Source organism: Microbacterium allomyrinae (assembly GCF_020682705.1).
Lineage (GTDB): Bacteria > Actinomycetota > Actinomycetes > Actinomycetales > Microbacteriaceae > Microbacterium > Microbacterium allomyrinae.
Genome location: NZ_JAGTTN010000001.1, coordinates 1,017,001 through 1,037,686, shown reverse-complemented (window position 1 = coordinate 1,037,686; position 20,686 = coordinate 1,017,001). Strand labels below are relative to the sequence as shown.

General features: G+C 70.0%; 13 protein-coding genes. 4 read left to right on the top strand and 9 right to left on the bottom strand.

Features of this window, described 5'->3' with window-relative positions; translation table 11 throughout:
* Positions 1–42: 42 nt before the first annotated feature.
* Both KEC57_RS04855 and KEC57_RS04850 read right to left on the bottom strand, forming a co-directional pair.
* Complete coding sequence (locus KEC57_RS04855; protein ID WP_229383388.1) at positions 43–900, bottom strand: carbohydrate ABC transporter permease; 858 nt, start codon at positions 898–900, stop codon at positions 43–45.
* Entirely contained in the window at positions 897–1,910 is a 1,014-nt protein-coding gene (locus KEC57_RS04850; protein WP_229383387.1) for a carbohydrate ABC transporter permease, read from the bottom strand. Before KEC57_RS04850 ends, KEC57_RS04855 begins: the two co-directional genes overlap by 4 nt.
* Positions 1,911–2,152: 242 nt before the next feature.
* On the opposite strand from KEC57_RS04850, the gene KEC57_RS04845 reads away from it, so the two are divergent.
* From KEC57_RS04845 to KEC57_RS04830, 4 genes are read left to right on the top strand one after another with little or no spacing between them, the layout of a single operon-like run.
* On the top strand, positions 2,153–5,308 hold the full coding sequence (locus tag KEC57_RS04845; protein ID WP_229383386.1) for a family 78 glycoside hydrolase catalytic domain: 3,156 nt from the start codon (positions 2,153–2,155) through the stop codon (positions 5,306–5,308).
* A 37-nt stretch (positions 5,309–5,345) separates the two neighbouring features.
* Positions 5,346–7,652, top strand: a complete 2,307-nt coding sequence (locus KEC57_RS04840) for a beta-galactosidase (protein ID WP_229383385.1) — start codon at positions 5,346–5,348, stop codon at positions 7,650–7,652.
* Positions 7,652–10,288 carry a family 78 glycoside hydrolase catalytic domain gene (locus KEC57_RS04835; protein WP_229383384.1) on the top strand — a complete coding sequence of 879 codons (2,637 nt, stop codon included), beginning with the start codon at positions 7,652–7,654 and terminating at the stop codon, positions 10,286–10,288. The genes KEC57_RS04840 and KEC57_RS04835 overlap by 1 nt, the downstream gene beginning before the upstream one ends.
* A 13-nt stretch (positions 10,289–10,301) precedes the next feature.
* A complete protein-coding gene (locus tag KEC57_RS04830) occupies positions 10,302–11,477 on the top strand; it encodes a serine hydrolase domain-containing protein (protein ID WP_229383383.1) in 1,176 nt (391 codons plus the stop codon).
* A 65-nt stretch (positions 11,478–11,542) separates the two neighbouring features.
* Here KEC57_RS04830 and KEC57_RS04825 read toward each other — a convergent pair whose 3' ends face one another.
* The 7 genes from KEC57_RS04825 to KEC57_RS04795 all read right to left on the bottom strand — a co-directional run bounded on the left by KEC57_RS04825 (position 11,543) and on the right by KEC57_RS04795 (position 20,651).
* Positions 11,543–12,622 (bottom strand): DNA polymerase IV, encoded by a 1,080-nt coding sequence (locus tag KEC57_RS04825; protein WP_443676947.1) that lies wholly within the window; start codon positions 12,620–12,622, stop codon positions 11,543–11,545.
* Between the two features lie 79 nt (positions 12,623–12,701).
* A complete protein-coding gene (locus KEC57_RS04820; RefSeq protein WP_229383382.1) occupies positions 12,702–13,310 on the bottom strand; it encodes a GNAT family N-acetyltransferase in 609 nt (202 codons plus the stop codon).
* A complete protein-coding gene (locus KEC57_RS04815) occupies positions 13,307–15,463 on the bottom strand; it encodes a penicillin acylase family protein (RefSeq protein ID WP_229383381.1) in 2,157 nt (718 codons plus the stop codon). The genes KEC57_RS04820 and KEC57_RS04815 overlap by 4 nt, the downstream gene beginning before the upstream one ends.
* A 4-nt stretch (positions 15,464–15,467) precedes the next feature.
* Positions 15,468–17,249, bottom strand: a complete 1,782-nt coding sequence (locus KEC57_RS04810; RefSeq protein ID WP_229383380.1) for an IucA/IucC family protein — start codon at positions 17,247–17,249, stop codon at positions 15,468–15,470.
* Positions 17,246–17,842, bottom strand: coding sequence for a GNAT family N-acetyltransferase (locus KEC57_RS04805; protein ID WP_229383379.1), 597 nt, complete (start codon positions 17,840–17,842; stop codon positions 17,246–17,248). Before KEC57_RS04805 ends, KEC57_RS04810 begins: the two co-directional genes overlap by 4 nt.
* Positions 17,839–19,158 (bottom strand): lysine N(6)-hydroxylase/L-ornithine N(5)-oxygenase family protein, encoded by a 1,320-nt coding sequence (locus tag KEC57_RS04800; protein ID WP_229383378.1) that lies wholly within the window; start codon positions 19,156–19,158, stop codon positions 17,839–17,841. The genes KEC57_RS04805 and KEC57_RS04800 overlap by 4 nt, the downstream gene beginning before the upstream one ends.
* Positions 19,155–20,651, bottom strand: coding sequence for a pyridoxal phosphate-dependent decarboxylase family protein (locus KEC57_RS04795; RefSeq protein ID WP_276573320.1), 1,497 nt, complete (start codon positions 20,649–20,651; stop codon positions 19,155–19,157). The genes KEC57_RS04800 and KEC57_RS04795 overlap by 4 nt, the downstream gene beginning before the upstream one ends.
* Positions 20,652–20,686: the final 35 nt, after the last annotated feature.

Below are 20,686 nucleotides of genomic sequence, written 5' to 3'. Positions count from 1 at the left end.
CTGTGGTGCTGGGTGGGTGCCGCGGCTTCGGTGTGAGCCGGGTCAGTGCGATCCGGGAAGGCCGCCTTGGACCCCGGCGAGGAAGTACCGGGAGAAGAAGACGAAGAGGATCAAGAGGGGGATGCTCGCGAGGAAGTAGCCGGCGAACATGGGGCCGAACGCGGTGGCGGATTGGCCCTGGAAGAACAGCAGGCCGACGGAGACGGTCTTCAGGCTGTTGTCGGTGACGGTCAGCAGCGGCCAGAAGAAGTCGTTCCACACGGCTTGGACGGTGACGAGGCTGACGGTTCCGATCACGGGGAGCGAGAGCGGGAGCATGATCGAGCGGAACACGCGGAAGGGTCCGGCGCCATCGATCTGGGCGGCCTCGAAGATCGTCTGCGGGATGCCCTCGATATAGGCGCGCATCAGGATGGTGCCGAGCACGGCGCCGCCGGCGATCTGAGGGATGATCAGCACCGCCATGGTGTTGAGCAGGTTGAAATCGCGCATCATCAGGAACAGCGGAATGAGGCTGGCGATGCTGGGAACCATCAGGAGTGCGGCGATCAGGGTGTAGAGCAGGCCGCGGCCCCGGAAGGTGAAGCGGGCGAAGACGAAGCCTGCGAGGAGCGAGACGGCGACGATCCCGATCACGGATGCCGCGGCAACCGCGACGGAGGCGATGAGGTAGGGCTGGATCTGCACCCAGGCCGTGCCGAAGTTCTCCCAGTGGAAGGGCAGCGCGATGGCCCAGAAGCTCTCGTTGTACTGCTGGTTCGTCTTGAGCGACGTGATCAGCATGAAAACGTACGGCGCGAGGCTGAGGACGACGAAGATCAGCAGGGCGATGTGAACGCCCCATTGGCGGGGGCTGCGGCGAGCGGAGGCGACTGTGGTGGGCTGGACGAGGGTGGTCATTGTGTGCTCCGGATCTCGACGGCGCCGACTTCGAGCGTGGGATCGATGGGTTGATCGACCGGATCGCGTCGGCGCCAGAACATCACGACGCAGCTGAGGGCGAGTGTGATGGCGAACAGGGTGGTCGACAGTGCGGCGGCGTAGCCCCATTGGCCGCCCTGGAAGGCCATGTTCAGCACGCGGAGGATGGGCACGACCGTGGCGTTGTCGGGTCCGCCGCCGGTGAGGACGTATGCGGTGAAGCCGTACTGCAGGGTTCCGACGACGCCGAGGAAGAGGAGGATGCGCACCTGGCTGGCCATCAGCGGCAGGTCGAACAGCCAGACCCGGCGGAGCCTGCCGACGCCGTCGAGGGCGGCGGCTTCGAAGATCTCTTTGGGGATGTTCTGCAGGCTGGAGTAGATGATCAGGAACGGCAGACCCGCGATGAACGGGAAGCCGACGAACAGGAGCGAGAGCAGGGCGGTGTCGGGGTCTCCGGTCCAGTTCTGCGCGAGCGCACCCAGTCCGACCGCCTCGAGGACGGCGTTGAACACGCCGTTGTTGGGGTCGTAGAAGAACTGCCAGACCAGTGCCGTCACGACGCCCGGGAAGGCCATCGGGATGATGAGCAGCGTGCGATACACGAACGCGGAGCGTTCGTGCTTGAGCGTGATGAGCAGTTCTGCGGCCAGCAGCGGGAAGACCCACATCACCACGTTGAATACGAAGATGATGCCGAGGTTCTTGAACGAGTCCCACCACACCGTGTCGCCCAGCATCCGGACGTAGTTGTCGAGTCCGGTGAACGTCGAACCGCCCGAGGGGCGCCAGTCCCAGAAGGAGAACCAGATGCCGCTCAGCGCCGGGTAGAACTGGAACAGTCCCAGCAGGATGAAGACGGGAAGGAGCGCGAGATACACCCCGCCGCCGATCCGGCGCCGGCGCACCCGTCCTCCGGGCCCCGCGGGCCGGGGACTTCCCGCGACGACCAGCGTCTCTGTGTCGCGCTGTTCCCTCACCTGTGTCACATCGGCCTCTCGTCGTTGAGTTTCATCCGAACGCTGGGTTGCGTGTCGAGTAAATCGATTCATTCTTAGACCCTTTTCATCGAAGATGTCAAGCCGAACGCTCGCGATGGGGACGGGACGCTAGAGAGCGGATGTCGAAACAGCATTGATTTTCCGGGAATTTGCCGACGCATTTGCGGCGAGCGTCCGGAAGTGAAAGCATTCACACCAAACGTGAACCCGAGCTGCAGAGGCAACGACGCATGACACTTCAGAACGATCCGCGCACGGATGCGTCGGCCGGCGTGCACGCGGGCGCACCGACGCCGTTCGGGCTCCTCATCGACGGTCGCGCTCATCGAGGCGAAGGTGAGAGTCGCGGGGTCGACGTGGCGATCCGTTCCCATCCTCGGCTCTCCTGGCGGGTCGACGAGAGCCGAACAGCCTACGAGGTGGAGGTCGCGGACGAAGACGGCGATCGTGTGTGGTCGACGGGGCGCGTGGAGTCGTCCGGCACCTCGGTCACGGTCGACACGACCCTGAGTCCTCGTCAACGCTACCTCGTGGCCGTTCGCCTGCAGGGCGGGGACGGCCGGTGGTCGCCATGGGTCCGCTCGGAGTTCGAGACCGGTCCATCGACACTCGCGGACTGGCAGGCGGAGTGGATCAGCGTCCCGGCGCGGTCTCGGCTGCGCCGCTCGTTCGAACTGCGCAAGCCGGTTCAGCGCGGCCGCCTCTATCTGACCGGGCAGGGGCTCGTCCGATCGGAGATCAACGGCGAGGCGGTCAACGCCGGCCACCTCGACCCCACCCGCACGGATGCCGGCCGCGCGCTCTACCGCTGCTACGACGTGGGCGACATCCTCGCTGCGGGGCACAACGACCTCGATCTCGTGGTGGCGATGGGCGAATGGAGTCGCACCGGACTCGAGCCGCGCGTGCTCGCCGAACTGGTGATCTGGCATCCGGACGGAACGCGCACCACGATCGTCCCCGACACCGAGGCGGTGGTATCGGCGAGCCGCGTGACTCTCGAGGACCCGTTCTATGTCGAACGGCACGACGCCGCCGTCGAGGCCGACCCCTGCTGGGTTCCCCTCGCGCCGTCGGCCCGCCTCGCTCCCGCAGACGAGTCCGACGACCCCGCGCTGCCGCCGTCGGTCGTCGAACCCGATCCGACGCCGCCGGCGCACGTGGTCTCCCGTGTGCCGCTGGTCGAGATCGGGCGCAGCGCCGGCATCCGCCTCTACGACGCGGGAACCAACATCGCCGGCCGCAGCCGGATCGAGGTGCTCGGCGCCCTGCCGCGCGGGACGCGCGTGCGCTCGATACACGGCGAGCACGTCGGCGCGGATGGACGTCTCGACACGACGAACCTGATGATGCCCTTCGACGACGGGCGCGAGCGCCAGGTCGTCGAATGGCTCGCGACGGGGGAGCCCGGTGACGTGGTCGAGGCCTGGTTCGCCTACCACGGGTTCCGCTATGTAGAGGTGCAGGGACTTCCCGACGATGCGGATGTTCACGCCACCGCCGGGATCCTCCACACGGACCTCGAGCGGAGCGGCCGGATCACCACGGGGAGCCCGACGATCGAGCGACTGCTCGAGCGCGCCGAGCGCACGCTGCTCAACAACGTGCACGGCGTGCCCGAGGACTGCCCGACCAGGGAGCAGTCGGCCTGGACCGGCGACACCGCGTCGGTCGCCGAGTACGAGCTCGCGGCCTTCGACACCGAGAACTTCTTCGCCAAGTGGATCCGCGACCTGCTCACCAGCCAGGCCGCAGACGGCGGCCTGCCCGCGATCGCTCCCGACGTCCGCTCTCCGCGGCTGCCCGCCGACCCGGTGTGGGGAGCGGCGCTGCACCGCGTGCTGCTGGGGCACTGGCTGCACTACGGCGACGAGCTTCTCGTGCGTGAGGCGCTGCCCGGCCTTCGCCGGTGGGCGGCGTTCCAGCTGTCCTGCGCGGACGACACCGGTGTCATCGCCCGATCGCCGATCAGCTACGGTCACGACTGGCTCGCCCTGGAGCAGACCCCTCCCGAAGTGCACCACACCGCGGCCGCGATCGACTGCCTGCTCGCCCTGAGCCGCCTGGAGGCGGAGGTGGGGGATGCCGCCGCCTCGGCGACATGGTGGGAGCACGTGGAACGTCTGCGCGCGGCCGCTCGCGCACGGTTCCACGATCCCGATCGCGGGGTGTTCGCCAACGGATCGCAGGGCGCGTACGCGGCAGCCATCGACGCCGGCATCCTCACCGGAGCCGACGCCGAACAGGCCGCAGAGCGCATCGAGCAGGATGTGCGGGCGCGCGGCAACCGCATCTCGGGCGGTTTCGCCACCACGAGGACGATCGTGCGCGCACTCACGGCGACGGGGCGATCGCAGGTGGTCGCCGACATGCTCGAGCAGCCCGCCGAACCCGGCATCGGCGCGATGCTGGCGTCCGGGCCGGGGACGTTCTGGGAGTGCTGGTGGATCGACCCGACCAACACCGGCACCGGCTCGCTCGACCATGTCGGCCTCGGCGGGGTGTTCGCGGGGTGGGTCTGGCACGCGCTGGCAGGTCTCGCGCCGACATCCGCCGGCTACCGCACGTTCGCCGTCGCGCCGCAGTTCGTCGCCGGTCTCGACGACCTGCACCTCCAGACGCAGACACCGCTCGGCACGATCCGGATCGCGTACCGGATCGTCGATGATGTCGCCACGATCGAGCTGGACGTGCCCGTGGGGTCTCTGGCAACCGTGGTCCTGCCCGGCACCGCGACGCGCGAAGTCGCCGCCGGGCGTCACGAGTTCCGCGTCGCCGCGCTGCGCCGCGAGATCTTCGTCCCCGGTGCGGACTCCGAGAAGTGGACGGCGCCCTCGATCGCCCCCCGCGCCGGCGATGTCACCGGATCTCGCGGTCTGCTGGCCGAAGCGCTGTCGGACGGCACCCTTCACGCTCAGGGACTCGGCGCTCTGCAGACGATGGCGGGCCTCAACTGCATGCCGATACCTCACGCGCAGCCTGCCGGTGCCGTCGTCGAGGTGACGTCCGGCCGCGCAGTAGACCCCCCGATCGCGCGGATCGAGTTCCTGCATCCGCTCGATGCCTCCGACGCGACCTTCCTCTATGCGCTCGTGGACCTCTGCGACGACCGGTGGAGCCGCGGCTCGCGTCCGACAATCCGTCTCATCGCCTCGGACGGCTCGCAGCTGCTCGCGGCCGGCACGAGCTGGCCGGCCGGCTGGAATCGCGTCGCCGTCGATGTCGAGGAGTGGCAGGGGCGGTCATCGATCGCCGCGCTCGAGGTATCGCTCCTTCCGCCGGGCGATGCCGCCGAAGACCACGTCATGCCCCAGGGCGCGGGCGAGAGCCCGGGCGGATTCCACCTGGGCGAGATCGGGATCAGTCAGGCCCACCGCACCTGGTGAGGCACCTGTCGAGAACATCAGAGAACGAGAGGCACCGATGCCGCACGACTTCATCGACTACGACGCCGCCGAGGCGGGTCTGGACTTCACCACTCTGGAGGGGTGGGGCGCAACGGACGCGCACGGGCGCCGCCTGGGGGCCAACAACTACCACCTGACTCTGGACGGCGCGCCGTTTCCCGTGGTCTCGGGGGAGTTCATCCCGCAGCGGTACCCCGAAGCCGAGTGGCGTGACGCCCTCCTCGCGATGCGCGACGGCGGTTGCTCGGTCGTCTCCTCCTATGTGTTCTGGGGGCTGGTCGAGCCGCGCGCGGGCGAATTCGACTTCACGGGCCCGAACGACATCCGCCGGGTGGCCGAGCTCTGCGCCGAGCTCGGTCTGCTCTTCGCGCCGCGGATCGGCCCGTTCAACAACTCCGAGTACCTGCTCGGCGGCCTGCCGCCGTGGCTGTACGGCATGCCTCTCGTCGAACGGTCCAACGACCCGCGTTACCTCGAGCGGGTTCGTCTCTACTTCGAGCGCATCGCCGCGGAGTTCGACGGGCTGTACTGGTCGGACGGCGGGTCGATCCTGCTGGTGCAGCTCGAGAACGAACTCGCCCACGCACCCAATGACTGGCGCACGCTCTTCGGCTACACCGCCACCGACCACCGCGGACCCGCGGACGGCGACGAGTTCGCCGCGCACATGCGGGCACTGCAGGCGTGCGCGGTGGAGGCGGGCATCACGCCGCCGTTCTTCGCGATGACGGCGTGGGGCCTGCCGGGCGACGTCGCCGATCTCGGCTACCTCCCCACATACGGCGCCTACATGGACCTTCATCCGCAGCCCGGCGGCAACCATGTGCTCACGACGTTCCAGGGTGGCGAGTACCCGTACCGCGGGGTGTTGCCGACGGCTTTCTGCGAGCTGGGCACCGGGTCTCCCGCGCGTGCCGCATATCGCCCCATGACGCCGGCCGGCTCGATGGCAACGACGGCCCTCACGCGATTCGCGTCGGTCGAGTCGCTCTTCCTCGGCTACTACCTGTTCCATGGCGGCACCAACCCGGTGCGCGGCGACGGCTTCGGGTGGACGACGAAGGAGCCGGCGTTCCCGCAGCGCTCGTACGACTTCTGGGCGCCGGTCAGCGAGTTCGGCGAGCGCCGCGAGTCGTTCCACCGCTCGCTCCCGTTCAACCGCTTCGTGCTCGAGTTCGGTGCCGATCTCGCCCCCACCCAGGTCATCGAGCCCCGCGACCCGGTGCTCGACCCCGAGGACGCACGACTGCGAAGCGTCGTGCGGGCCGCGAGCGGCTCCGCCTTCGTGTTCCTGGCCAATTACGGCAACAACGTCGCACTCGAGGACCGTACGGACGTGCGCATCTCTGTAGCGCTCAGCGAGCGCGAGGTCTCGTTCCCCCGCCGGTCGACGCTCGCGCTCGCGAGCGGGGCGACAGGTGTACTCCCGGTCGGGCTCTCGCTCGGCGCAGGACTGACTCTGCTGTCGTCGACCGCGCAGCCGCTGGCACGGCTCGGCACGACGGACGAGCCGCTCCTCGTCTTCCACGCCGCCGAGGGCGCGGAGGCGGAGTACACGGTCGCAGAGGTGGATGCCTCGGCCGTCGCCGGTGATGGAGAGGTGTTCGACGAGACCGACGGCGCGACCGTCGTCGTGCGCGCCGACGCGCCCGCCACTTTCACGGTGACGAGCGGGTCGGGGCGGGCCACGATCACGACGATCCCCACCGCCCACGCCGAATACAGCACCATCGTTCCGACGACGGCGGGCCGCCGACTGCTGACGAGCGACGCGGAGCTCAGCTGGATCGGCGACGACATCGTCCTCTCGGCGATCCGGCCGCTCGAGGCTCCACCGCTTCACGCAGTGCTTCGTCGTCCGGGATTCGGTGACGACATCGCCGTGACGCTTCCCGCACCGACCGTCGCGCACACCACGGTGCGGGTCGAGCACCTCTCGCCGAGCCGCGTGCTGCTCACCGTGGATGACGTCGCCGCCGACATCGGCGAACTCTGGCTCGATATCGCCTACACCGGCGATCTCGTCCGACTGTTCGACGCCGACACGGGTCTGCTGGTGGGCGACGACTTCAGCCGCGGCATCCCCTGGCGGGTGAAGCTCGGTCGATTCGAGTCGGCCCTGCGCGGCGCAGGTCTGCAGTTGCGGGTCGAGCCGCTCTCGACCGTCGTCGAGGTGCCCAACGACGAGGGCATCCTGCTCGACCACGCGGAGCAGACCGAGGGCGAGGCGCGCATCGACGGGCTCGCATTCGCGGAGCGCGTCAGTGCCGCGGTAACGCTCGAGGACGTCGTCGCGGGTATCGCAGCAGGAGCCCGCGTCTGATGCGACCGGTCGCTCTGCGCACCGAGCTTCTCGATTCGCCCCTCGGCATCGGCACGGCGCACCCGTGCTTCGACTGGCGTGTCGTCGACGCCGCGCCGGGCGGATTCCAGTCCGCGTACCGGATCCAGGTCGAGGACGCGGCATCCGCCACTGAGGTATGGGACAGCGGCGAGGTCGCCGGCCACCGTCCGTTCGGAGTGCGATACGCCGGGCAGCCACTCGTCTCTTCGCGGGCCTACCGGTGGCGGGTCGCGGTTCGCGACGACTCCGGAGCGCTCAGCGAATGGAGCGACTGGGCGGGATTCGAGACCGCGAAGCTCGCGGCCGAGGAACTGGTCGCCACCTGGATCGCTCTCGACGAGACTCCGACCGAGGATGACGCCAGTGTCGTGACGTTCCGGCGAGACCTTGATCTTCCCGCCCACGTCGTACGCGGGCGCGCCTACGTCTCGGCCCTGGGCTGGTACAAGTTCTTCGTCAACGGCCGCGACCTCACCGGCACCTCGCTCGTTCCGCGCTGGACGCCCATGGATCACCTCGTCGAGTACCAGGTCTACGACGTCACCGACGAGTTCCGCATCGGCGGCAACATCCTCGGCATGGCCGTCGGCGACGGCCGCTATCGGGGAGGCCTGAGCGCCTTCGACCGTCGCCGCACCTACGGCGACAGGCTCGGCGCGTTCGTCCAGCTCGAACTCGACCTCGCGGACGGAAGCGCCGTCCGGGTCGTGACCGACGGCGCGTGGCGCGGCGGACGAGGCGCGATCCGGCGATCCGATCCGATGCGCGGTGAGCGGCGCGATCTGCGTCTGCCGTTCGACGACTGGCTGACCGACGGGATGCCGGAGCGCTTCGCCCCCGTTGCGGCCGTGCCCGCGCCGCGCGGCGAGCTCGTCGCCGAGTCGCTGGCGCGCGTCATCGAGGTGGACGAGCGGGCGCCGGTGGCGATCACGATCGCCCCGAGCGGAGCGCAGATCGTGGACTTCGGGCAGAATCTCGCCGGGGTCGTGCGCATCCGCCTCGACGCCGACGCCGGGCCCGAGGTGCGCATCACGTACAGCGAACTGGTGAGTCCGGAGGGCGAGCTCGAGACCGCGTACATGTTCATGGACCCCGAGAACCCGCGCTACTTCCGCGACGACGTCGTGCTCGCGGGGGTCGAGCACGTCTTCCAGCCGTGGTTCAGCATCCAGGGCTTCCGCTTTGTCGAGATCGTGGGCGCGCAGCCCCTCGAGCCCGACGACATCCGCGCGGTCGTCATCTCGACCGAGCTGGAGTACACCGGCGAGTTCCACTGCTCCGACCCGCGGCTGGAGCAGCTCGAGTCGAACGTGCGGTGGAGCCTTCGCTCGAACTTCACCGATACGCCCACCGATTGCCCGACGCGGGAGCGCGCCGGGTGGACCGGAGACATCCAGGTCTTCGCCGAGACCGCGACGCTCTTCGTCGACGTGCAGGCGTACCTCCGCCGCTATCTGCGCAACGTCAGTGCGGAGCAGCTGCCCGACGGGCGCATCCCGCCGTACATTCCGAGCGAGACCTCGGCGTTCAGCGGCCCGCTGCTCGCCACCCTCGACCAGGTCTCGAGCGCCGTCGGCTGGGGAGACGTGGCGGTGCTCACACCGTGGGATCTCTACCTCGCATACGACGACCGGGATGTGCTCGAACGGCAGTACGAGACGGCGGAGCGCTGGGTGGCGAGTCTCGACGCGCTCGCGCGAAACGGAAGGCACTGGAGCCGGCAGGACGTCGTGGGCGCAGGCGAGCTCGAGCGCTGGGTGGTCGACAGCGGCTTCCACTGGGGCGAATGGCTGCGTCCGGGCGAGGGCGACGAAGAGATGGAGCACAACTGGACGTTCGGTCGCCCCGTCGTCGCGACCGCGTACTTCGCGCACTCCTCGGCGGTGCTCGCACAGATCGCCGGCGTGCTCGGCAAGGAAGATGACCGTCGCCGGTACGAGGAGCAGGCATCGCTGATCAGGCAGGCCTGGCGACGCGCGTTCGTGACGAGCGACGGGCGGATCGGCGACGACGAGCAGGACGACTACGTGCGCGCGCTCGCATTCGGACTGCTCGAAGCGGGCGACGAACCCGCGGCTGTGGCCCGGCTCGTCGCGAAGATCGAGGCCGCGGGGATGCATCTGGGAACCGGGTTCCTGTCGACCAAGATGCTGCTGCCGACACTCAGCGCCCATGGCCGATCGGATGTCGCCTACGCGCTCCTTCTCCAGGAGACCGAGCCCGGCTGGCTGGCGCAGATCGCGAAGGGCGCCACGACGATCTGGGAGCGATGGGACGGGTTCGATCCCGACGGCAGGCCGCTCGCCTCTCACAACCACTACGCACTCGGCGCGGTCGCGAGCTGGCTGTACCACGGCGTCGCGGGACTCTCGGCGTCCGCTCCGGGATGGAGCGAGATGCGTGTGGACCCGCGGATCGGCGGGGGCATCACATCGGCGTCCGCCCGTGTCGCGACGCCGTACGGACCAGCCGCCACCGCGTGGAGCCTGGTCGACGGCGTGGTGAGCCTCGAGGTCGAGGTGCCGTTCTCGGCCCGGGCGGTCGTCGTGCTCCCCGGTGAGGAGCGGCAGGTCGGCTCCGGCACCCACCGATTCTCGTACCGGCCGGCTCCATGACATCGGGACGCCGATGAACACGGACGACCGCCCGCTCGCGGCGACCCTCCGGCGCTTCGTCGACGCAGGGGAGGTGGCGGGCGCTGCGCTGCGGTTCCGTCAGCGGGGCGCACTCGTGGAGGAGGCGGTGATCGGCTGGGCCGACATCGAACGCCGACGCGAGGTCACCGCTCGATCGGTGTTCCGCCAGGCCTCCCTGACCAAGCCGGTTGTCGCCGTCGCGATCCTGCAGCTCGTGGAGACGGGGCTGGTGCGGCTGGACGACCCGGTCGCAGTCTTCATCCCCTCTTACGCGTCGACGATGGTCGCCGAAGGCGTGCCGACGAACTGGTCGTCGCCGTCCGAAGCCGGAGCGGGCATGCGCATCGTCGACGCCATCCGCCCCGTGACCATTCGAGACCTGCTGACCCATTCGAGCGGTCTGGGGCACGGCCCGCACAGTGCGGGCCTGATCGACGCCGTCCGCATGCCAGGCCAGACTCTCGCCGAGCGGGTCGATGCGTACACGACGATCCCGGCGGATGCCCAGCCCGGCGAGAGCGCCGGCTACAGCCCGCAGGTGGGATTCGACGTGCTCGGCCGCGTCGTCGAGGTGTGCACCGGCGTCGACCTGCACAGCGCGCTGCGGGCGGGCATCCTGGACCCGTTGGGAATGACCGACACCACGTTCGTCCTCACCGCAGAGCAGCATCGCCGTCTGGTCACGCTGTACGGGCTCGTCGACGGGGTGCTGCGTGACGAGAGCGCATCCCCTGACGCGCTGTCGATGACCCCGGTCGGCCTCGCGTCCGGTGCGGCCGGGCTCTACGGCACGGCCTGGGATTTCGATCGCTTCGCCCGGATGCTCGGCGGCGGCGGTGAACTGGAGGGGACCCGAATCCTGAAACGCTCCAGCGTCGAGGCGATGTCAGCCGAGCGGTCCGCGGGTGCCCGAGCGATGGGGCATGGTCTCGAGTGGGGACTGGGAGTCATCGTCGAGGTCGTCGGAAACGACGTGAAGGCGCCGGGTGCCTGGGGCTGGAGCGGTGCATGGGGCAGCCATCTGGTCATCGATTCCGTGAACCGGACCACGCTCGTGCTGATGGTGAACCGCAGCGACATCGGCGGTGCGGGGTCTGCGCCCTCGCGCGAACTGGAGCAGGTCGCGCTGCGCGAGTACGGACGAGTGCACGCTCGCACCCGGCACTGACACGCTTAGCGCGAGCGTGACCGACGTCGAGGGCAACTCGAAGACGCCCGCCGCGGAGCCTGCCGTCACCACCCGCCGCGCGTGGGCGTATGTCCTTCGCGAGCGTCATCGGGCATCGCCATCTCTGCGCGGATGCCGAGGAGGCGGATCGGACGGTCGGGTTCGATCCTGGCGACCATCTCCATGACGCGAGCGAGCACCGCGTCGTGGTCGCGGGTTGCGGGGATCCGCTTCGTGAACGTCTTGGTGAGAAACGGTGCGTAGCGCACCTTGAGTCCGAGTCCGACGACGGGCCGGTCATCGGACGCGACGTCGGCGAGCACCTGGGCGAGCAGGTCGCGCACCGCCTGCTCGATGTCGCCGCGATCGGCGAGGTCGACCTGGAACGTCGTCTCCTTGCTGTGCCCTCGCGCCACCCATGGGGTGTCGTCGACCTCGGATGATCCGTCGCCGCGACCGAGCTGGCGATACCAGAGGCCCATCTTCGGCCCGAATTCGGTCACGAGCGCAGCCTCGTCGGCGCTCGCCAGTTCGGCGACCGTGCGGATGCCGAGCCCGACGAGTCGCTTCGACACCTTCGAGCCCACGCCCCACAGCTCGATGGTGGGCCGGTCTCCCATCACGGCGAGCCAGTTCCCGCGGGTGAGCCGGAAGACCCCGCGAGGCTTCCCGAACCCGGTCGCGACCTTGGCGCGCACGAGGGTGTCGCCGATCCCGACGCTGCAGTGCAGCGCGGTCTCGTCGAGCACCGCGCGCTGGAGTCGCCGCGCGTAGCCTTCCGGATCGTCGCTCACGATGCCGACGAACGCCTCGTCCCAGCCGAGAACCTGCACCACGGCTCCGGGCTGTGCGCGCACTGTCGCGAAGACCTGCTCGGATGCCGCGAGATACGTCTCGGCGTCGACCGGCAGGATGACGGCATCCGGGATCTTCCGCGCGGCGATGCGCAGCGGCATCCCAGAGCCGACTCCGAACTCTCGCGCCTCGTACGACGCCGTCGAGACGACCGCGCGCTCGGTGGGGTCGCCTCGCCCGCCCACGATCACGGGCCGGCCTGCAAGCTCCGGATGCCGCAGCACCTCGACTGCGGCGATGAACTGGTCGAGGTCGACGTGCAGCACCCAGCGGGCGGCCTCGCCGCTCACCGCCGCACGCCCCGTCGACTGCGCATGACGACGAGGATAGTGCGGGTCCCCGACGGTGTGCCGGTCGGGCTGAGCGGCGCTACCCCAGCGCGGCGCTCAGCGTCTCCCAGCGCTGGCGAGTGAGGAACGCGAGCTGGCCGGTCTTGCCGGGCAGGTCGACGTGCGGGCCGTGCTCGAAGCCGAAGAGCCGCACTCGCGCGAGCGCCCGGTCGTTGTCGACATCGGGCTCGATCACGATCCGGTCGACCTCGGGCCGCGAGAACACGAAGCTCGCGATCACGTGGCCGATCCGGGTCGTGAAACCCGCGACGGGTGCGCCCCGCGCGCCGAGCAGGAAGTGGATGCCGACATCGCCGGGCAGCGTGTCGTACGCGTCGCCGAGAGGGTCGTTCTCGGGCTCGTATGTCTGCAGGAGCACCACCGGCTCGCTCTCGCGGCGGATGAGGAACGCGTGGTGGCTGGGCAGCTCGTCCACGTAGGCGTAGAGGTCGCGGAGCTCTTCGCGCGAGTGCCCGGCGAGTCCCCAGAATGCAGCGCCGGGGGCAGTGACCCAGCGGTGGATCACGTCGAGGTCGGCATCGGGGTCGAGGACGACGACCTCGATCCGCCCGAGGACGGGATCGTCGGCGGTGTGCACGAGTGCGCCGGCCCGTCCGCTGATCAGCCGTGCGGTGCGTGTCGCAGTCATGCGGCTCCCGTGGATGTGTCGGGGCGCAGCAGCGCCCAGTCGGTCGTTATGCGCGTCGGGCGGGCGTCGGCCCACGCCGGGAGCTGATCGGCGAAATGCGGGGACGTCGGATCGCCGGACGCGCCGAACGGCACGCTCCACAGGCTCGCCTCGCGATCGGCGAGATCCCACGCCCAGCGTGCGACCGAGCCGCGCCACGCCCGGTCGGTGAGCCCCGGCGTCGAACCGGTGCAGCGCACGGTGTCGCCGTCGCCCGAGACGTCGACATCGAGGGTGGCGCCCGGGTTCTCGCTTCCGTCCACTCCCGCGAGGACGTGGAGGGGCAGCAGGCGATGCGTCGCGCCCCATGGGGGCGCGTCGGACGCATCCTCCAGGGCGGCCGCGACGATCGCGGGCATCTCGTCACGCAGCGCGGGGTGCACGACCAGGTGCACGAGCGCGGCGGCGACCTGGGCGGTCGCGCCGAGCCACGGGTCGAACACGGGGCCGAATCCGTGGGGACGGTGCAGTGGCGTCAGCGCGGGATGCGCGGCGACGCGCCGCACGAGCGCGCCGCGCCAGGCGGCGAACCGCCCGGCTGCGGCGGACGAGGCATCCATTCGTCCGTCCCACGCGACGAGTGCGTCGCGCACCCTCGACGCTGCCGGTGCGAGCTCGTCTGCCGGAAGCAGCCCGCGCAGCGCCGCTGCCTGACCGCTGGCGGTGTCTGCCCAGATGGGCGCGAACTGGGCGGCGGTGCGAGGCCCGAGCGACTCGAGCAGCTCGCCGATGCGCTCGGCGCGATGCGACGAGGGGTATGCCCAGCCGAGGTCGATGCCGGCGCGCTCCGGCGGACGCTCGTTCGCGTCGACGGCGACCGTCGTGACGGAGATCGCGTCGACGACGCCGCGATCCGCAGCGGGGTGCGCGGTCTCGGCGGCCAGCGGCAGGCGCCGCTCGTCGCGTGCGCGGTCGGGCGTGACTCCGACGGTCGCAGACAGCACGGTTCCCTCGCGGTCGGCGGCGAGCACGCGGTTCACCGGATCGACCCATGACGAGAATGCAGCGACGACATCGCCGGCGGTGCGTGCGCGCAGAAGGGGGAGGAGGGCCGCCCCGCCGAGATCGGAGTTCGCACGGGCCGGCATCCGGATGCTCCAGGCGACGAACTCGCCGCGCTCGCCGCCGTGCTGCTCCCCGCCGTCGTGAAGATCGGTGACGATCGTGCCGCGCTCGGTCTCGAGCGCCTCGACCTCGACATCGGTGCCGCCGCGCACCTGCACGACCGACCGCTCGAGATCCACCGGCCGCCAGCCGTCGGGCCCGAGGGCGTCGTAGCCGTCGGCCGTGGCACGCAGCCGTTCACGGAACACGTCCACGCTGTGCGCGATCGCGTTCGTGACGCCCCAGGCCGCCTCGCCCGTGTGCCCGAAGTGCGGCACACCCGGCGCGCCGGGAAAGGCGAGGCCGACCACGTCGAACTCGTCACACGCCAGTCGCACCTGCTGGTACACCCCGGGCAGCTCGAACATGCGGTGCGGGTCGCCGGCGAGCAGCGGCATCCCGCTGCCGGTCCGCGAGCCGTGCAGCGCCCACCCGTTGCTGCCCGACGTGGGCAGCGTCTCGTCGCCGTACCCGGCGAAGACGTCGACCCATTCGTTGCCGAGCGTCACGCGCACGTGCTCGCGCCACAGCAGCAGCGGGAATGTCGAGAACAGGGCGTGGGCGACGTGCAGCACACCGAGCGGATCGTGGTCGTTCCACGGCGTGAGCGCACGCGGATCGCCGAAGACCCGGTCCAGCTCGTGAAACTCTGCGGCGTCGGCACCCGCGTCGACATCGCCGGCACCCTCGCCGTGATCTCGTCGGCCGGGGCTCATGCCTCGGCGCACACCCACCGTGTAGCGGCGGACGAACTCGCGCGACTCGGCGTCGAGGGTGTCGTACGCGCGCCGGGCGGTGTCGTCGAGGCGCGCGCGCCGCGCGAACACGTCCCAGGAGACGCCGGACTCGCCGATGAGCTCGGCGAGGCGTCCCGATGCCCGCAGGCGGTCGACCTCGATCTGCCAGCCGCGGTCGCGCGCCGTGACCTCTCCCTGCGCTTCGGCGAGATCCCCGGCATCCGTCGCGCGGATGTGGGGGATGCCATGGTCGTCCCGGTAGACCTCTGCCACCCCGTCAGACTCCCACGGACCCGGCGCCCGCGAGGGTGCGGGCGCGCGCGATCGGGTTGTCGAGCGTGCCGGCGTAGATCAGCGACGCGGACTGGTCGGTGAGGTCGACCATCTGCAGGGTGTTGCGCAGTTGCAGGCGGTTGAGGCACGAGTGCGCGAACGTGTCGGCGCGCAGATCGACGAGGGAATCCAGATCCGGATGCTCGGCGGCGTGCTCGTCGACGGTCTCGGCCGCGATCCGCCAGAACTCGCTCTCGGGCAGGGTGCCGTCCACGTGCAGGATGCCCGCGAGGTGGCGCAGCACGCCGTCGAAGACATCGGTGAAGATCGCGAGAGCCTTCTCCTGATCATCGACCGGCGAAATGATCCGGCGGACGTCGTCGGTGACGCTGCGCTCGGCGAGGAGGGCGACCTCCTCGCCGATGTCCTTCATGAAGACGCCCGTCGGCACGTGTTCCTCGAGGATGAGGATGAGGTTCTCGCCGTGGGGCATGAAGGCGAGGTCGTGTGCGAGCAGGCAGTGCACGAGCGGGCGCAGGTACGCGCGCAGGTACGCGCGCACCCACTCGGCGGCCGGGATGCCCGACGCGCGGATCAGGGCGGTCGCCACCGACGCTCCCGACGGATCGCGGTGCAGCAGCGACGCCATCGTGGCGAGGCGCTCACTCTCGGACACCAGCGGCACGGGGCTCTCGCGCCAGAGTGCGGCGAGCATCTTGCGATGGGTCGACGACGACGGCGTCCGGTGGTACGGGTCGCCGGTGTACCCGATCGAGGCGCGTTCGCGCAGCACGCGGAACCCCGACTCGCGCAGCGTCTCATCGCTCGCGACGAGGTCGGCGACCCAGTCATTGATCGCCGGAGTCACCCGCATGTACGCCGGCGACAGTCCGCGGAGGAAGCCCATGTTCTGCACCGACAGGGCGGTCTTGACGTAGTGGCGGTTCGGGTGCGTGACGTTGAGCATCGTGCGCACCGACTGCTGCGCGCGGTACTCGTCCTCGCTCTCGCCGATCAGCACGAGATCCCGCCGGGCGATGTCGGGCGCGAAGGTGACGGCGATCCGGTTGTCCCATTGCCACGGGTGCACCGGCAGCAGGTGATACGCCTGCGGGTCCTCGCCGACGTCGCACAGCCGTGCCGCGAACCGCTCGCGCTCCTCTGCACTCAGTTCGACCGACAGGAGGGATGCCTCGTCCAGCCCTTCGCCGAGTGCCAGATGCGACGCCGATCGCCGCGCTGCGAGCCACACCATCCGAAACTCCCGTCCGGCCTCGGGAGCGAAGACCGCGTGGGCCGATACCCCGAACCCGATCCGGCCGTTGTTGGCGACGAAGCCGGGGTGCCCCTCGGTCATGGCCGACTCGATCGTGGGGAAGTCGGCGCGCGTCAGTTCGTCGGCCGACGGGCCGCCCTGTGCGATCTTGAACGCTGCAGCGGCGAGCGTCGAGGCGATCTCCTCGAGGTAGATCGGCAGGAGCGCGTCCGACAGGCCCAGCACCGGCTGCAGTTCGAGGATCAGCTCCTGTGCGTCGAGCGGGGCCGGGACGCCGTCGACGAGACGGGTCAAGCCCGCCTCGTCGACGATCCAGTGCTCGAGCGCGGTCCTGGTGGCGGTGAAACGGTATTCGGTTCCTGCGTGCGGTGCGCGGACGCGCCAGCCGTCGTCGAAGGGCTCGGGCGAGAGCAGCCGCTCGTGGCTGAATTCGGCGATCGCCTTGGCCACGAGATGACGCTGCGCCGCCTCGAGGTTCTCGGCTGTCAGGTGCGATGCAGGCGCGATCATGCGCGTCCTCCCGGTGCGAGCAGATCTCGCTCGGCTCGTGCCAGCTCGGAGCCGGCGAAGTCGTCGCGGGTGCAGACCGACAGGACCGCGGTCTTGGTGTGCGCACCGTCGTCGATCGCGACGTAGCGCAGCTCGGTGAAGCCGGCGCGGAGGTTCTTGCGGCGGATGCGGTCGTTGCGGGCATCCGGCTCGACCACGATGCGCGCCGCGCCCAACTCGTCGAAGCACCACCTCATGACCGCGTCGAACACGGCGTCGGTGAGGCCGTGAACCGGGTGCGGTCCGGGCGGAGCGATGAGCACGTGCATGCCGAGGTCGCCGGGAACAGGATCGTGGATGCCTCGCAGCAGCACGGTCGCCGGGTCGTACGTCTCGGCGAAGAAGGTCGGAACCGCGTCGACCAGTCCGAGCCAGGCATCCTGATGCGGATCCGTCACCACGCCGGTGAGATAGTCGCTCACGGCGTCGACGTCGAGCCCGTCCATGCCCCAGAACGCACCGTGCGGATCGGCCAGCCATCGCTGCAGCGTCGGGGCGTCGCGCCGCGGATCCGCACCGATGATCGACACGTCGAGCCCCGCCAGGACGCTCATCGCGCGACTCCGATCGCGGCAGGTGCGAGCGCATCGTCGGGGACGCCGAAGTGCTGGAAGGCGATGCGCCGCTCGATCGGATACACCTCACGACCGGTGACCGCGGCCAGGATGGAGGAGTTGCGCCACGCGCCGAAGCCCAGATCGGGCGCGGTCAGCCCGTGAGTGTGCTCTTCGCCGTTCTGCACGAAGACGCGCCCGCGCCCGCCGTCGACGCTGTAGTCGCGTGCGACGGCGAGTCGGCCGAGGCCGTCCCAGTCGAGCAGATCGGCGATCGGTGCAAGGAACGGCGGGGTCTCGGCGGCGTACCCGGTGGCGAGCACCAGCGCCTCGGTCTCGCGCTCGTGCTCTCGGTCGAGCTGCCCGTGACGCAGCCGCAGTCGATAGCGCTCGCCGTTCCACTCCGCGGCGAGGACCTCGGTGTCGGTGAGCAGGGTCGTGGGTACCGGGCCGTCGACGCTCAGCCGGTAGAGCGTGTCGTAGATGTCGTCGATCAGCTCGCCCGAAATGCCCTTGTAGAGCCCGCGCTGCTCGCGGCCGAGGTGCTGTCGCAGACCCAATGGCAAGGCGTGAAAATGATCGGTGTACTCGGGCGAGGTCATCTCGAGGGTGAGCTTGGTGTACTCCATGGGGAAGAACCGCGGCGAGCGGGTCACCCAGTCCACGCGGTACCCGCCTTCACGGATGCCGTCGAGCAGGTCGCGGTAGATCTCGGCGGCCGATTGCCCGCTGCCGACGACGGTGACCGATCCGGCTGAGCGCAGCGCTTCGCGGTTCTGCACGTACTCCGAGCTGTGGATCACCGGACCGCCGAGCCGCCGCAGCGACTGGGGCATGGTCGGGCGGGTGCCGACGCCGACCACGACGTGGCGCGCGCGCACTTCGCGCTGCTCGCCGGTGTCGGTGCGCATGGCGCGCACGATGTACACGTCGTCCTCGACGTCGTGCTCGATGGCGACGACCTCGTGGTTCCAGTGCAGGCTCGTCAGCCGCGCCGCCGCCCACCGGCAGTACGCGTCGTACTCGGCGCGCAGCGGATAGACGTTCTCGCGGATGTAGAACGGGTACAGGCGGCCGGTGTGCTTGAGCCAGTTGAGGAACGAGAACTCGCTCGTCGGGTCGGCCATCGTGACGAGGTCGGCGAGGAAGGGGACCTGGATGGTGGCGCCCTCGATCATCATGCCGTGGTGCCAGCGGAACCCGTCGGCGCGATCCAGGAACACCGCATCGAGCCCGAGCGGCTCGGCCAGGCACGCAAGCCCCAGATTGAACGGGCCGACGCCGACGCCGACCAGGTCGTGCACGTGCCCGCTCACGCCGAGACCTCCGCGCCCACGAGCCCGGCGACGAGTTCGGATGCCAGCTCGGAATCGAGATCCGGCGCGATCCCGGCGAGGGCGGTCGCGGCATCCTTCACCATCGAGAGCACGGCTCGGACGTCGTCGAGCGTCGTCTCGGGGTTGAGGAGCGTGAGCTTCAGGCACGGCCGGCCGTCGATGACGGTCTTCGCCACCAGGGCGCGACCCGATTCGAACAGCACGCGGCGCACGCCCGCGACCAGGGCGTCCTGGTCCGCGTCGTCGGTGCCGTCGGGGCGCACGCGGAAGAGCACGGTGCTCAGCTGCGACCGGCCGACCAGCTCCAGGTCGGGATCCGCATCGACAGCATCGGCGACGTCCGCCGCAAGATCCACGACGGTGTCGAACATCTCGCCGATCCGGTCGGGGCCGAGCGCGCGCAGGGTCACCCACAGCTTCAGCGCGTCGAAGCGCCGCGTGGTCTGCAGCGACTTGTCGACCTGATTGGGCTCGGCGTTCTCGAGCGGGTTGAGATAGTCGGCGTGCCAGGCTCCGGCCGCGAGATCGCGCGGCTCGCGCACGATCAGCGCGCTCGACGACACCGGCTGGAAGAAGCTCTTGTGGAAGTCGACCGTCACCGACCGCGCCCGCTCGATGCCCGCGAGCAGATGACGGCGTCGGCGCGACACCAGCAGCCCGCAGCCGTAGGCGGCGTCGACGTGCAGCCAGACTCCGCGTTCGTCGCATACGGCCGCGAGCGAGGCGACCGGATCGATGACGCCGCGATCGGTGGTGCCGCCGGTGGCCACGACCGCCATCGGCAGGAGACCGGATGCCGCGGCCCGCTGCAGCGCCACGTCGAGGGCATCCGGATCCATGCGTCCCTCCCCGTCGTCTGCGACGATCACGACCGCATCGTCCGAGAGGCCGAGCAGGAGGGCGGACTTGCCCACGCTGAAGTGGCTGGATGCCGTCGCGAGCACGACGAGGCGGGGAAGCGTCTCGGCGCGCGGCGCTCCGGCACGGGCGACCGCGGCCTCGCGCGCCAGGAAGAGCGCGTGCATGTTGGACTGCGTGCCTCCGGAGGTGAAGACGCCATCACCGTGGGCGAAGCCGATGCGCTCGGCGGTCCACGAGACGACCTTGCGCTCCATGAGCGTGCCGACGGTGGACTGATCGTAGGTGTCGACCGAGGTGTTCACCGCCGCGAGCACCGCCTCGGCGGCGACCGCGGGCAGCGCGACCGGGCAGTTGAGGTGCGCGGCGTAGGCGGGGTGGTGGAACCAGACGGCGTGCTCGAGGAACACGTCGTCGATCTCGGCGATCGCGGCCGACGTGCCGACGCCCGGTCCGTCGAGCGCGGAATCGTCGACCAGCCGCTGCAGCTCGGAGCGCGAGGCGCCCGAGAACGGCTGGGTCGCGCCGGCCAGGCGGTGCGCCACCAGCGCGGTGGTCTCGGCGACGAGCAGGCGATAGCGATCGGCGGTGGAACGCGTCAGCATTTCAGACATCAAGCGACCTCCAATTAGGTTTGGCTAACCTAACT

What these genes read in the sequence shown, in the direction of transcription:
- KEC57_RS04830 (WP_229383383.1), top strand. Translation starts at nt 10,302, where the DNA reads ATGAACACGGACGACCGCCCGCTCGCGGCGACCCTCCGGCGCTTCGTC.
- KEC57_RS04835 (WP_229383384.1), top strand. Translation starts at nt 7,652, where the DNA reads ATGCGACCGGTCGCTCTGCGCACCGAGCTTCTCGATTCGCCCCTCGGC.
- KEC57_RS04845 (WP_229383386.1), top strand. Translation starts at nt 2,153, where the DNA reads ATGACACTTCAGAACGATCCGCGCACGGATGCGTCGGCCGGCGTGCAC.
- KEC57_RS04855 (WP_229383388.1), bottom strand. Translation starts at nt 900, where the DNA reads ATGACCACCCTCGTCCAGCCCACCACAGTCGCCTCCGCTCGCCGCAGC.
- KEC57_RS04810 (WP_229383380.1), bottom strand. Translation starts at nt 17,249, where the DNA reads ATGATCGCGCCTGCATCGCACCTGACAGCCGAGAACCTCGAGGCGGCG.
- KEC57_RS04840 (WP_229383385.1), top strand. Translation starts at nt 5,346, where the DNA reads ATGCCGCACGACTTCATCGACTACGACGCCGCCGAGGCGGGTCTGGAC.
- KEC57_RS04805 (WP_229383379.1), bottom strand. Translation starts at nt 17,842, where the DNA reads ATGAGCGTCCTGGCGGGGCTCGACGTGTCGATCATCGGTGCGGATCCG.
- KEC57_RS04820 (WP_229383382.1), bottom strand. Translation starts at nt 13,310, where the DNA reads ATGACTGCGACACGCACCGCACGGCTGATCAGCGGACGGGCCGGCGCA.
- KEC57_RS04795 (WP_276573320.1), bottom strand. Translation starts at nt 20,651, where the DNA reads ATGTCTGAAATGCTGACGCGTTCCACCGCCGATCGCTATCGCCTGCTC.